The 13,071-nt window shown below is 57.4% G+C and carries 11 protein-coding genes; 1 reads left to right on the top strand and 10 read right to left on the bottom strand.

Translation table 11 applies throughout. The features are described 5' to 3' along the window. Positions 1-115 precede the first annotated feature (115 nt). From sucD to sdhC, 8 genes are all read right to left on the bottom strand, one after another. Complete coding sequence (gene sucD, locus ACVWZ0_RS07255) at positions 116-988, bottom strand: succinate--CoA ligase subunit alpha (protein WP_125288610.1); 873 nt, start codon at positions 986-988, stop codon at positions 116-118. Further along, on the bottom strand, positions 988-2,154 hold the full coding sequence (sucC, locus tag ACVWZ0_RS07250; RefSeq protein ID WP_125288609.1) for an ADP-forming succinate--CoA ligase subunit beta: 1,167 nt from the start codon (positions 2,152-2,154) through the stop codon (positions 988-990). Before sucC ends, sucD begins: the two co-directional genes overlap by 1 nt. Positions 2,155-2,260: 106 nt before the next feature. Then, complete coding sequence (odhB, locus tag ACVWZ0_RS07245; RefSeq protein WP_253454877.1) at positions 2,261-3,475, bottom strand: 2-oxoglutarate dehydrogenase complex dihydrolipoyllysine-residue succinyltransferase; 1,215 nt, start codon at positions 3,473-3,475, stop codon at positions 2,261-2,263. A 14-nt stretch (positions 3,476-3,489) separates the two neighbouring features. Further along, positions 3,490-6,297, bottom strand: coding sequence for a 2-oxoglutarate dehydrogenase E1 component (gene sucA / locus ACVWZ0_RS07240; RefSeq protein WP_253454878.1), 2,808 nt, complete (start codon positions 6,295-6,297; stop codon positions 3,490-3,492). A 159-nt stretch (positions 6,298-6,456) separates the two neighbouring features. Continuing rightward, positions 6,457-7,173, bottom strand: coding sequence for a succinate dehydrogenase iron-sulfur subunit (locus ACVWZ0_RS07235; RefSeq protein WP_253454879.1), 717 nt, complete (start codon positions 7,171-7,173; stop codon positions 6,457-6,459). A gap of 15 nt (positions 7,174-7,188) precedes the next feature. Further along, positions 7,189-8,955, bottom strand: coding sequence for a succinate dehydrogenase flavoprotein subunit (gene sdhA, locus ACVWZ0_RS07230; protein ID WP_253454880.1), 1,767 nt, complete (start codon positions 8,953-8,955; stop codon positions 7,189-7,191). A 3-nt stretch (positions 8,956-8,958) separates the two neighbouring features. Further along, entirely contained in the window at positions 8,959-9,306 is a 348-nt protein-coding gene (sdhD, locus tag ACVWZ0_RS07225; protein WP_125288605.1) for a succinate dehydrogenase membrane anchor subunit, read from the bottom strand. After that, positions 9,300-9,689, bottom strand: coding sequence for a succinate dehydrogenase cytochrome b556 subunit (gene sdhC, locus ACVWZ0_RS07220; protein WP_253454881.1), 390 nt, complete (start codon positions 9,687-9,689; stop codon positions 9,300-9,302). The genes sdhD and sdhC overlap by 7 nt, the downstream gene beginning before the upstream one ends. A 607-nt stretch (positions 9,690-10,296) precedes the next feature. On the opposite strand from sdhC, the gene ACVWZ0_RS07215 reads away from it, so the two are divergent. Continuing rightward, the gene (locus ACVWZ0_RS07215; RefSeq protein ID WP_253454882.1) at positions 10,297-11,577 is read left to right on the top strand and encodes a citrate synthase; all 1,281 of its coding nucleotides are present in this window, start codon (positions 10,297-10,299) and stop codon (positions 11,575-11,577) included. Positions 11,578-11,619: 42 nt separating this feature from the next. On the opposite strand, the gene nei is transcribed toward ACVWZ0_RS07215, so the two are convergent. Then, a complete protein-coding gene (gene nei / locus ACVWZ0_RS07210; RefSeq protein ID WP_253454883.1) occupies positions 11,620-12,411 on the bottom strand; it encodes an endonuclease VIII in 792 nt (263 codons plus the stop codon). Between the two features lie 12 nt (positions 12,412-12,423). Further along, positions 12,424-13,065, bottom strand: coding sequence for a pyroglutamyl-peptidase I (pcp, locus tag ACVWZ0_RS07205; RefSeq protein ID WP_253454884.1), 642 nt, complete (start codon positions 13,063-13,065; stop codon positions 12,424-12,426). Positions 13,066-13,071: the final 6 nt, after the last annotated feature.

Below are 13,071 nucleotides of genomic sequence, written 5' to 3'. Positions count from 1 at the left end.
GGAAGCTTTGCATTATATTAGCTTATTAATAAGAAAGCTTAACCAATATTCTGGCATGAATGCAAAAATAAAAAAGGCTGCCCTGAGGCAGCCCTGATGAGAAGATGGATCCGGCTTACTGCGGCAGAACCGCTTTCACCGCATCGCCGATATCGGCCAGGCTGCGCACGGTTTTCACGCCGGCCGCTTCCAGCGCCGCGAACTTCTCGTCCGCCGTGCCTTTACCGCCTGCGATAATCGCGCCCGCGTGGCCCATACGCTTGCCTTTCGGCGCGGTAACACCTGCGATATAGCCGACAACCGGCTTGGTCACGTGCTCTTTAATAAAGGCGGCGGCTTCCTCTTCCGCACTACCGCCGATTTCGCCGATCATGACGATCGCTTCAGTCTGCGGATCGTCCTGGAACAGTTTCAGGATATCGATAAAGTTAGAGCCAGGGATCGGGTCGCCGCCGATGCCCACGCAGGTGGACTGGCCGTAACCGATATCGGTAGTCTGCTTCACGGCTTCATAGGTCAGCGTGCCGGAACGGGACACGATGCCGATACGGCCTGGCTTATGAATGTGGCCCGGCATGATGCCGATTTTGCATTCGCCTGGGGTGATGACGCCAGGGCAGTTCGGGCCAATCATACGCACGCCCGCTTCATCCAGCTTCACCTTCACGGTCAGCATATCCAGCGTCGGGATACCTTCGGTGATGGTGATAATCAGTTTGATGCCCGCGTCGATCGCTTCCAGGATGCCGTCTTTGCAGAACGGCGCCGGAACGTAAATTACGGAGGCGGTGGCGCCAGTGGCTTCTACCGCTTCACGCACGGTATTAAAGACCGGCAGGCCCAGATGCTCGGTGCCGCCTTTGCCTGGCGTTACGCCGCCAACCAGCTGCGTGCCGTAAGCCAGCGCCTGCTCGGAGTGGAAAGTGCCCTGTCCGCCGGTGAAGCCCTGGCAGATTACCTTGGTGTTTTTATCGATCAGAATGGACATTATTTACCCTCCGCTGCGGCAACAACGCGCTGCGCCGCGTCGCTCAGGCTGGTTGCTGCAATAATATTCAGGCCGCTGTCCGCCAGTTTCTGCGCGCCCAGCTCGGCATTGTTTCCTTCCAGACGCACCACGACCGGCACGTTAACGCCCACTTCCGCTACCGCGCCGATGATGCCGTCAGCAATCAGGTCGCAGCGGACGATGCCGCCGAAGATGTTGACGAAGACGGCCTTCACCGCGTCGTCAGAAAGGATGATTTTGAACGCTTCGGTCACGCGCTCTTTGGTGGCGCCGCCGCCAACGTCCAGGAAGTTAGCCGGCTGGCCGCCGCTCAGCTTCACGATGTCCATGGTGCCCATCGCCAGGCCTGCGCCGTTAACCATACAGCCGATATTGCCTTCCAGCGCCACGTAGTTCAGTTCCCACTGCGCAGCGTGCGCTTCGCGGGAGTCTTCCTGGCTTGGATCGCGCATTTCACGCAGCTCCGGCTGGCGGAACAGCGCGTTGCCATCTGCGCCCAGCTTGCCGTCCAGGCAGATCAGATCGCCCTGCTTAGTGATCACCAGCGGGTTGATTTCGACCAGCGCCAGATCGCGCTCCAGGAACATGGTCGCCAGACCCATAAAGATTTTAGTGAACTGGCCAACCTGTTTGCCGGTCAGGCCCAGTTTGAACGCCAGCTCGCGGCCCTGATAAGGCTGCGGGCCGGTTAACGGATCCAGCGCCATTTTGTGGATCAGATGCGGCGTCTCTTCCGCCACTTTTTCAATTTCCACGCCGCCTTCGGTCGAGGCCATAAAGACTACGCGACGGGTGCCGCGATCCACGACCGCGCCCAGGTAAAGTTCCTGATCGATGTCGGTTGCCGCTTCCACCAGGATCTGGTTGACCGGCTGACCGTTAGCGTCGGTCTGGTAAGTGGTCAGACGCTTGCCCAGCCAGTGCTCGGCAAATGCGCGGATCTCTTCTTTGCTTTTTACTACCTTCACGCCGCCCGCTTTACCACGGCCTCCGGCATGAACCTGACATTTCACGACCCACGGGCCAGCGCCAATTTTAGAAGCGGCTTCTTCTGCTTCGCGTGGAGTGGTGCAGGCATAGCCGACAGGTGCCGGTAAACCATACCGGCCAAACAGCTGTTTTGCCTGATATTCATGTAAGTTCATGTTGTTAATCCATCCAGTTCGGAAAAGACTTGGCCAAATCCGGCAGTATGCCAGCGCTTTGGCCACACATAGGGTTGAGCGCGGCTTTCACCGCGCCCGACAGGAATTAAACGTCCAGCAGCAGACGAGACGGATCTTCCAGCAGCTCTTTGATCGCGACCAGGAAGCTCACGGACTCTTTGCCGTCGATCAGGCGATGATCGTAAGAGAGCGCCAGATACATCATTGGCAGGATCACCACCTGACCATTGACCGCCATCGGACGATCTTTGATGGCGTGCATCCCCAGAATGGCACTCTGCGGTGGGTTGATGATCGGCGTGGACATCAGCGAGCCGAAGACGCCGCCGTTGGTAATGGTGAAGTTACCGCCGGTCAGTTCGTCTACGGTCAGCTTGCCGTCACGGCCTTTGATCGCCAGCTCTTTGATTTTTTTCTCGATATCCGCCATGCCCAGCGCATCGATATCTTTCAGCACCGGCGTAACCAGGCCGCGCGGCGTGGATACCGCAATGCTGACGTCGAAGTAGTTGTGGTAAACCACATCTTCGCCGTCGATAGAGGCGTTAACTTCCGGGAAGCGCTTCAGGGCTTCCACTACCGCTTTCAGGTAGAAGGACATAAAGCCCAGACGGATGCCGTGACGTTTTTCGAAGGCTTCGCCGTACTGCTTGCGCAGGTTCATGATCGGCTGCATGTTGACTTCGTTAAACGTGGTCAGCATCGCGGTGCTGTTTTTCGCTTCCAGCAGACGCTCGGCGATACGCTTACGCAGACGAGTCATCGGCACGCGTTTTTCGCTGCGGCCAGCCAGCGAAGGCGCGGCTTCAGCCGCTTTCGGCTCGGCGGCTTTGGCAGCTGGCGCTTTCGCCAGGTGTTTCTCTACGTCTTCACGGGTCAGACGTCCGCCCACGCCGGTGCCTTTGATCGCCGACGGCTCCAGACCGTGTTCGGCAATCAGGCGACGGATAGCCGGGCTGAGCGCGTCGTTGCTCTCTTCTTCCAGCGAGGCGCTCTGGCGCTGCGCCGGAGTAGACTCTTTCTCTTCCGTTTTGGCGGAGCTTTCTTTGCCGCCGCTGTTGCCTTCTTTCAGGCGACCCAGCGCCTGACGAGAAGTTACGGTGGCACCTTCGTCTTCCAGAATCGCTTCCAGCACGCCGTCGGCGGAAGCAGGCACTTCCAGCACCACTTTGTCGGTTTCGATTTCTACCAGCACTTCGTCACGGCTGACCGCGTCGCCAGGTTTTTTGTGCCAGGTCGCTACGGTGGCGTCGGCGACGGATTCAGGCAGGTCGGGAACGAGAATATCTACGCTACTCATTATTTTTCCTTTAATTAATTAACGTTCAGCGCGTCATTAACCAGATCTTGCTGCTGCTGCTGGTGAACGGACATATAGCCAACTGCCGGCGAGGCCGAAGCGGGACGACCGGCGTAACGTAATGAAGCACCAAACGGCACTACCTCACGGAAATGATGCTGGCTACAGTACCAGGCACCCTGATTCAGCGGCTCTTCCTGACACCAGACAAAATCATGCACGTGCGCGTACTGCTGGAGTTTTTCCTGCACCGCTTTGTGCGGGAACGGATAGAGCTGTTCAATGCGGACGATAGCCACGTCGGTCTGCTCGTTTTTACGCCGCTTTTCCAGCAGATCGTAATAGACTTTGCCGGAGCAGAGCACCACGCGCTTAACGCCTTTTGGATCGAGATCGTCGACTTCGCCAATCGCCGGCTGGAAGCTGCCGTTAGCCAGCTCTTCCAGCGAAGAGACCGCCAGCGGATGACGCAGCAGCGATTTCGGCGACATCACCACCAGCGGACGACGCATCCCGCGCAGCGCCTGACGACGCAGCATGTGGTAAACCTGCGCCGGCGTGGAAGGCACGCAAACCTGCATGTTCTGCTCGGCGCAGAGTTGCAGATAGCGTTCCAGACGCGCGGAGGAGTGCTCCGGCCCCTGCCCTTCATAGCCGTGCGGCAGCAGCATCACCAGACCGCACATGCGGCCCCATTTCTGCTCGCCGGAGCTGATGAACTGGTCGATAACCACCTGCGCGCCGTTGGCGAAGTCGCCGAACTGCGCTTCCCAGATAGTCAGCGTGCGCGGTTCCGCCGTGGCGTAACCATATTCAAACGCCAGCACCGCTTCTTCAGAGAGCACGGAATCCCAGACGCGGAACGTGCCCTGACCGTTATGGATATGCTGTAACGGCGTATAGGTAGAGCCGTTGGCCTGGTTATGGATCACCGCGTGACGATGGAAGAAGGTGCCGCGGCCCATATCTTCGCCGGACAGACGGCACGGAATGCCTTCGTCTACCAGCGTGGCGTAGGCCAGGTTTTCCGCTGCGCCCCAGTCAAATGGCTTCTCGCCTGCGGCCATCGCGGCGCGGTCGTTGTAGATCTTGGCCACGCGCGACTGCATTTCAATCGCTTCCGGCACGGTGCTGATGCGTTTGGCCAGCGCCTGCAGGCGTTTCAGATCCAGCGTCGCCGGATAGCTTTCGTCCCACTCGTGGTTCAGGTAAGGCGACCAGGTAAAGGAGTGCAGGCTCATCGGACGCCATTCCGGCACCACGCATTCACCGGCATCCAGCGCGTCGCGATAGAGATTGACCATCTCCGTCGCGTCTTCCAGGCTGGCGACCTGTTCCGCTTCCAGACGGTCGGCGTAAAGCTTACGCGGCGTCGGATGCTTTTTGATTTTCTGGTACATCACCGGCTGCGTTGCGCTTGGCTCGTCGGCTTCGTTGTGGCCGTGGCGGCGGTAGCAAACCAGATCGATAAAGACGTCGCGCTTGAAGGTGTTACGGAAATCAAGCGCCAGGCGGGTAACAAACGCCACCGCTTCCGGATCGTCAGCGTTGACGTGGAAGATCGGCGCCAGCACCATTTTACCGATGTCGGTACAGTACTGCGTGGAGCGCGCATCCTGCGGATTAGACGTGGTGAAACCAATCTGGTTGTTGATCACGATGCGCACGGTGCCGCCAACTTCATAGCCGCGTGCCTGCGACATGTTCAGGGTTTCCTGCACCACGCCCTGGCCGGTAACGGCCGCGTCGCCGTGGATGGTGATCGGCAGCACTTTGCTGCTGCGCGGCTCGTCCAGACGATCCAGACGGGCGCGAACCGATCCCATGACTACCGGGCTGACGATTTCCAGGTGCGACGGGTTAAACGCCAGCGCCAGATGCACCATGCCGCCTTCGGTTTCCACGTCGGACGAGAAGCCCATATGGTATTTCACGTCGCCGGTGCCGAGATGCTCTTTATGCTTGCCGGAGAACTCGTCGAACAGGTCCTGCGGCTTTTTGCCCAGCACGTTGATCAGCACGTTCAGACGACCACGGTGCGCCATACCCAGCACCACTTCGCGCGTGCCGCTTTTGCCCGCGTGACGGATCATCTCGTTCAGCATCGGCACCAGCGCATCGCCGCCTTCCAGCGAGAAGCGTTTCGCGCCGGGGAATTTCGCGCCCAGATAGCGCTCCAGCCCTTCCGCAGCGGTCAGCTGTTTCAGAAAGCCTTTTTTCTCATCCGTAGAGAAAGAGGCCTGGCCCGCCACCGATTCAATGCGCTGCTGGATCCAGCGTTTCTCTTCGGTGTTGGTGATATGCATATATTCCGCGCCGATCGAGCCGCAGTAGGTTTGCTGCAGCAGGCTGAACAGATCGGCCAGCTTCATCGTATCTTTGCCGAAGGCGAAGGAACCTACGTTAAAGGTTTCCTGGAAATCGGCCTCGGTCAGATCGTGAAACGCGGGATCCAGATCCGGCACCGGCTCCTGTTTCCACAGGCCCAGCGGATCGAGATTGGCCTGCTGATGGCCACGGAAGCGGAAGGCGTTAATCAGCTGGAGCACCTTCACCTGCTTGGCGTTGGTGTCGGGATCGCTGACGGAAGAGGTATAGCGAGAGGCATCTTTCGCCAGACGCTTGAAATATTCGCGAGTGGTGGAGTGGAATTGCTCTGGCCTGACTCCGTGACCCGGAAGCTGCTGAAACAGCGTTTTCCAGGCCGCATCGACAGAGTCAGGATCGGTCAGATAGTCCTCATAGAGCTGCTCTATATAGGTCTGATTCGCGCCGGCCAGCCAGGAGGAGTCCAGCCAGGGTTTCATCGCGCTGTTCTGCATTGTGATCCCTTAAAGCATTACGCTTTTTTGTTGCCGTGATTATGTAACGGAACAGCTAAGCCCCGCGCCGCGTCAGCGGCTTGCCCTCGGCCGTGTTCCGCTTAAGCAAAACCCGGCCTGATAAAACGACCGGGAGCCAGGCTCCCGGACGGTCTGCGCTTAAGCGCTTCGCGCCAGCAGCATCGACTTGATATGGCCGATGGCGCGCGTCGGGTTCAGCCCTTTCGGACAAACGCTGACGCAGTTCATAATGCTGTGGCAGCGGAATACGCTGAACGCATCGTTAAGGTCGTCCAGGCGTGCACCGGTTTCCGTATCGCGACTGTCGATCAGGAAACGGTAGGCCGCCAGCAGCCCCGCCGGCCCGATAAACTTGTCCGGGTTCCACCAGAACGACGGGCAGGAAGTGGAACAGCACGCACAAAGAATACACTCGTACAGGCCGTCCAGTTTTTCCCGCTGTTCCGGCTGCTGCAGGTGCTCGCGAGCCGGTGGATTTTGCCCATTATTCAACAGGTAAGGCTTAATTTTCTCATATTGAGTGTAGAACTGGCCCATGTCTACTACCAAATCGCGGATGACCGGCAATCCAGGCAGGGGACGGATCACAATTTTACGTTTTCCCGCGCCGAGCGCGGAAACCGGCGTAATGCAGGCCAGGCCGTTCTTACCGTTCATATTGATGCCGTCGGAGCCGCAGACGCCTTCGCGGCAGGAGCGACGGAAAGCCAGCGTCGGATCTTTCTCTTTCAGACGGATTAGCGCATCCAGCAGCATCATATCGCGCCCTTCTTCCGACTCCAGGCTATAGTCCTGCATCCGCGGCGCGTCATCGACGTCCGGGTTATAACGATAAACTGAAAATTCGATTCTCATCATATGCTCCGCGAACTAGTAGGTACGGGCTTTCGGCGGGAAAGCCGCGCGCAGTTTCGGCTCCATGTTCACCTCACGGCGAGTCATGCTTTCGCTCTGCGGCAGATAGACGCTGTGGCACAGCCAGTTTGCGTCGTCACGTTCCGGGTAATCGAAGCGGCTGTGCGCGCCACGGCTTTCCGTACGGTAGTTGGCGGCAACCGCGGTGGCGTAAGCCGTTTCCATCAGGTTATCCAGCTCCAGACACTCAATACGCTGGGTATTGAAGTCAGGCGAACGGTCGTCCAGACGGGCGCTTTTCAGCCGCTCGCGCAGGACTTTCAGCTCTTCCAGACCTTTTGCCATCGCGTCGCCTTCGCGGAATACCGAGAAGTTGTTCTGCATGCAGGTTTGCAGCGCTTTACGCAGCTCGGCAGGATCTTCGCCGGTTTCGTTATTGTTCCAGCGGTTCAGGCGCGCCAGCGAGGCGTCGATCTCTTCATCGGTAGCGTCCAGCAGCTCGCCCTGCTCCAGCATCGACTGCTGTAAATGCAGGCCAGCCGCGCGGCCAAATACCACCAGATCCAGCAGCGAGTTGCCGCCGAGACGGTTAGAGCCGTGTACGGATACGCAGGCGATTTCGCCTACGGCAAACAGACCCGGCACCACGACGTCTTCGCCCTGCTCGTTCAGCGTTATCGCCTGGCCGGTCACTTTGGTCGGAATGCCGCCCATCATATAGTGGCAGGTCGGGATAACCGGGATAGGCTCTTTGACCGGATCGACGTGGGCAAAGGTGCGGGAAAGCTCCAGGATACCCGGCAGACGCGCTTCCAGCACATCTTTACCCAGATGGTCGAGCTTCAGCTTGATATGCGGGCCCCACGGGCCTTCGCAGCCGCGGCCTTCGCGGATTTCGATCATCATCGAGCGGGCAACCACGTCGCGTCCGGCCAGATCTTTGGCGTTAGGCGCGTAGCGTTCCATAAAGCGCTCGCCGTGCTTGTTCAGCAGGTAGCCGCCTTCGCCGCGACAGCCTTCCGTCACCAGCACGCCCGCGCCAGCAATGCCGGTCGGGTGGAACTGCCACATTTCCATATCCTGCACCGGCACGCCGGCGCGCAGCGCCATGCCCACGCCGTCACCGGTATTGATGTGTGCGTTGGTGGTGGACTGATAGATACGGCCTGCGCCGCCGGTCGCCAGCACGGTGGCTTTTGCTTTAAAGTAGACGACTTCGCCATCTTCGATATTCAGTGCGGTACAGCCGACCACCGCGCCGTCGGCGTTTTTCACCAGATCCAGCGCATACCACTCGGAGAAGATGGTGGTCTTGTTTTTCAGGTTCTGCTGATAGAGCGTATGCAGCAGCGCGTGGCCGGTACGGTCAGCCGCTGCCGCGGTACGTGCCGCCTGCTCGCCGCCGAAATTTTTCGACTGGCCGCCGAACGGACGCTGATAGATACGGCCATCGTCCAGACGGGAGAACGGCAGGCCCATATGCTCCAGCTCCAGAATCGCTTCCGGGCCGGTTTTGCACATATATTCAATGGCGTCCTGGTCACCGATATAGTCGGAACCTTTCACCGTGTCGTACATATGCCATTCCCAGTTGTCTTCATGACTGTTGCCCAGCGCGACGGTAATACCGCCCTGCGCGGACACGGTGTGGGAACGGGTCGGGAATACTTTAGATAACAGGGCACAGGTCTGGCCCGATTGGGAAATTTGCAGTGCGGCACGCATACCTGCACCACCTGCGCCGACTACGACGGCATCAAATTCTCTGACTGGCAACTTCATTTTTTACACACCCCACACAACGACGGTTCCATAAATCGCATAGACAAACAGCACTACCACAATCGCCATCTGCAACAGCAGACGCGTCGCCAGATGTTTAATGTAGTCTGTCAGCACCTGCCACATCCCTATCCAGCCATGCATCAGAATGGAGAACAGCGTCAGCAGCGTGAACACTTTCGTTACGGAGGAGGCAAAAAAACCGCGCCAGATGTCGTAAGTCAGCGTGTCCGTCATTACGATAAAGCCGAGGATGTAAAGGATGTAGAGCGTCATCACAATAGATGTGGCGCGCACCAGCAGCCAGTCGTGAACGCCGTTGCGTCCTAATGCGGAAGCGTTGCTTAACATACGAGGACTCCAGCCAGAATTGAAAGCACGACGGTGATACCAAAGCAGATTTGCGCCGAACGCGTTCCCACCACCTGCGTCTCTGCCAGGTAGCCAAAATCCATTAACATATGACGTATCCCGCCGACGGTATGGTACGCCAGCGCGGTGAGAATGCCCCACATGATGAATTTAACGAAGAAGCTTTGCATAACGGCAGACGCCTGCAAAAAGCCTTCGGGCGACGACAGCGACAGGCCCAATAACCAAAGCAGTATGCCCAAGGCAACAAACGTAATGACGCCGGACACGCGGTGGAGAATGGACGCGATTGCGGTAACGGGAAACCGGATCGTTGAGAGATCCAGGTTGACAGGTCTTTGTTTTTTCACGGTTTTGCCCACAGAGCCTTTCTTATTTTGCTTCCTCCGGTCCTGAAGGTGACAGCCAAATACATAAGCATTCGGACTGTGAACCGGCACCAAAACAGCAACATCCAGTGTTAATTGTGGCGCTAAAACGCTGGGTGGCTCCTGGTGTCAGGGTATTCCGGAGACCTGGCGGAAGTATAGGTCGATCACAATCTCATTACAATTCCCCTACAAACATCTTGGTGAAAAATAGATGGAACAGTGATCTCACTCACGTTTTTCACAAATTGTACAAATTTAATTATCTGATTTGACAAAACTTCAACATTTTTGTTACAAACTGAGCGCGGAAAGTTCTATGATGCACAAAAGTTATGGGGATACACTTTCCCCTAAGCACAAGTTATGTAACATTGGTGAGCTAAACTTATTAAGCATCAGGTTAACAAGTTACGACCATACCGAATCTTTAACAACTGCTAAACAAAGCCTGATTGTGCCCTTCCGGCCCATAGGCGCCGTCACTCTGTACCCTGCACGTAATAAGATGCCACAGAGTTGATACTGCTTACCCGCAGCGGTGGACATAACGGCGTTTCAGATGTCATAGATTCATCGACAAGGCGCTAAGGAGACTTAAATGGCTGATAAAAAAGCAACGCTTAACCTGCCCGGCGAAGACGCTATCGAACTCGACGTACTGAGCGGCACGCTAGGCCAGGAAGAGATCGATGTCCGTAGCCTCGGTTCTAAAGGTTATTTCACTTTTGACCCGGGCTTTACCTCCACCGCCTCTTGCGAATCCAAAATTACCTATATCGACGGTGACGAAGGCGTTCTGCTGCACCGTGGATACCCTATCGACCAGCTGGCGCTGCACTCTAACTACCTGGAAGTGTGCTATATCCTGCTGAATGGCGAAGCGCCAACCAAAGAGCAGTTTGAAGAGTTCAGCACTATCGTTACCCGCCACACCATGATCCACGAGCAGATCCACCATCTGTTCCGTGGCTTCCGTCGTGATTCCCATCCGATGGCGGTCATGTGCGGCGTAACCGGCGCGCTGGCGGCTTTCTATCACGATGCAATGGACGTGAATATCGAGCGTCACCGCGAAATCGCCGCTTTCCGTCTGCTGTCGAAAATGCCGACTGTGGCCGCCATGTGCTACAAGTATTCCATCGGCCAGCCGTTCGTCTATCCGCGCAACGACCTTTCCTATGCCGGTAACTTCCTGAACATGATGTTCTCTACGCCTTGCGAAGAGTACGTGGTCAACCCGGTGCTGGAACGCGCCATGGATCGTATTCTGATCCTGCACGCGGATCATGAGCAGAACGCCTCCACTTCTACCGTGCGTACAGCTGGTTCTTCCGGCGCTAACCCGTTCGCCTGTATCGCTGCGGGCATCGCTTCCCTGTGGGGACCGGCGCACGGCGGCGCCAACGAAGCCTGCCTGCGTATGCTGGAAGAGATCAAAACGGTTGAGCATATCCCGGAATTCCTGCGTCGTGCGAAAGACAAGAACGACTCTTTCCGCCTGATGGGCTTCGGCCATCGCGTGTATAAGAACTACGATCCGCGCGCCACGGTGATGCGTGAAACCTGTCACGAAGTGCTGAAAGAGCTGGGCATGAAGGACGACCTGCTGGAAGTGGCCATGGAGCTGGAGCATATTGCGCTGAACGACCCGTACTTTATCGAGCGCAAACTCTATCCGAACGTCGATTTCTATTCAGGCCTGATCCTGAAAGCGATGGGTATCCCATCCTCTATGTTTACCGTTATCTTCGCCATGGCGCGTACGGTCGGCTGGATCGCCCACTGGAAAGAGATGCACGACGACGGCATTAAAATTGCCCGTCCGCGTCAGCTTTACACCGGCTACGATCAGCGCGATTTTAACTCGTTGACCAAATAAGGCTAACGTTGCTATGAGAAGCGCCGCAATGCGGCGCTTTTTTTATGTCTGACAGCCCGGACACCAGTAAAAAGGCCGTGAAGAGAGCGAGGTTTTCTCAATGATGCCACCGCAGCGCTCGCACGGTTTGCCCGCCCGATGAAAAACTTTAAAGCTGAACAGCGCGCCATGATGCTTGTTTTCTTTTGCCACGCCACGCGTCTGGTAAGAAAGCCGCGGGATGGCCAGCAGCGCTTCCGCCAGCTTGTCCAGCTGCGCCTCGTCTAAATCCTGTGCCTTATGCTGCGGCGCCAGACCGGCGTGCCAGAGGATCTCTACCCGCAGATAGTTGCCTAAACCCGCCAGGAAAGCCTGATCCAGCAGCAGGCCGCTGAACTGGCGCCGCCGGAAGCGCGGTGACAGCAGGCGCGCCTTGACCTCTTCCACCGTCAGCGTCATATCCAACACGTCCGGGCCGACGCGTAGCAAAAAAGGATGAGCCGCCAGCGTGTCCTGCGTCAGCAGTTCAATATCAGAGGCGCTATACAGCAGCAGCGTTTTATCTTCTGCCGCCAGCCTCACGCGCAGTATCCGATTGCTCTGCGGCTCGGTGCCGCTTTTAATCACGCGCCAGACGCCGTAAAGCTGGTTATGGCTGTAGAGGATCAATCCGTTGGAGAAATGCGTCAGTATCGCTTTGCCGCGCGTTTCGATCGCCTCTACTCTTTCGCCAATCAGCGAGGATTCGTAGGTTTTCAGTTGGGGAAAAGCAAACCAGACGTCGGTGAGCGTCTTGCCCTTAATAGCTTTTTCCAGCTTGTCCGCCGCGCGGCGGATCTCAGGCCCTTCCGGCATGGTGTCTCCTTGTTATTGTGTGGCGCCGCCTTCCAGCTTTTTGTCCTCTTCCACGGTCAGCGCGATGCTCAGCGCCATCTCCAGCGCCAGCACTACCGTCTGGAGCGGCATACTGGCCGCGCCCGGATGCCTCACCGCCTGCTGCGGCAAATACGGCACGTGGATAAACCCACCGCGACCGCCCTGCTGCGCCTGGCGATGCAGCAAACCGTAAAGCACATGATTGCAAACGAAAGTCCCGGCCGTTTGGGATACCGCCGCGGGGATATCCGCCTCGCGGATACCTTCGACGATCGCCTTAATCGGCAGCGTGGCGAAATAAGCGGCCGGGCCGTCCGCAACGATGCGTTCATCAATCGGCTGTCTGCCCGCATTATCGGGAATACGCGCGTCGTCAATATTAATTGCCACGCGCTCGACCGTGATATTGGGCCGGCCGTTCGCCTGGCCGACCACGATCACCAGCTCCGGCTCCAGCTCATCCATCGCGTCGTTTAATACCTGAAGCGATTCACCAAATACGCAAGGCAGCTGTTTCGCCACCACGTGCGCGCCGCAGATCATTCTTTCATGCAGCTGGCTGACCGCTTCCCAGGAGGCGTTGACCAGCTCGCCCTCGAATGGCTCAAACGCCGCCATTAATACTGTTTTCATTGCCGC

The organism is Erwinia sp. TECH1 (assembly GCF_054057575.1).
The sequence above is the reverse complement of the archived record's forward strand: the minus strand, read 5'-3'. Positions and strand labels throughout refer to the sequence as shown.

Excerpts from the sequence above, each read along its gene's own strand:
- sdhA (WP_253454880.1), bottom strand. The coding sequence starts at position 8,955 with ATGAAGTTGCCAGTCAGAGAATTTGATGCCGTCGTAGTCGGCGCAGGT.
- sucD (WP_125288610.1), bottom strand. The coding sequence starts at position 988 with ATGTCCATTCTGATCGATAAAAACACCAAGGTAATCTGCCAGGGCTTC.
- sucA (WP_253454878.1), bottom strand. The coding sequence starts at position 6,297 with ATGCAGAACAGCGCGATGAAACCCTGGCTGGACTCCTCCTGGCTGGCC.
- odhB (WP_253454877.1), bottom strand. The coding sequence starts at position 3,475 with ATGAGTAGCGTAGATATTCTCGTTCCCGACCTGCCTGAATCCGTCGCC.
- pcp (WP_253454884.1), bottom strand. The coding sequence starts at position 13,065 with ATGAAAACAGTATTAATGGCGGCGTTTGAGCCATTCGAGGGCGAGCTG.
- nei (WP_253454883.1), bottom strand. The coding sequence starts at position 12,411 with ATGCCGGAAGGGCCTGAGATCCGCCGCGCGGCGGACAAGCTGGAAAAA.
- sucC (WP_125288609.1), bottom strand. The coding sequence starts at position 2,154 with ATGAACTTACATGAATATCAGGCAAAACAGCTGTTTGGCCGGTATGGT.
- ACVWZ0_RS07215 (WP_253454882.1), top strand. The coding sequence starts at position 10,297 with ATGGCTGATAAAAAAGCAACGCTTAACCTGCCCGGCGAAGACGCTATC.
- sdhD (WP_125288605.1), bottom strand. The coding sequence starts at position 9,306 with ATGTTAAGCAACGCTTCCGCATTAGGACGCAACGGCGTTCACGACTGG.
- ACVWZ0_RS07235 (WP_253454879.1), bottom strand. The coding sequence starts at position 7,173 with ATGAGAATCGAATTTTCAGTTTATCGTTATAACCCGGACGTCGATGAC.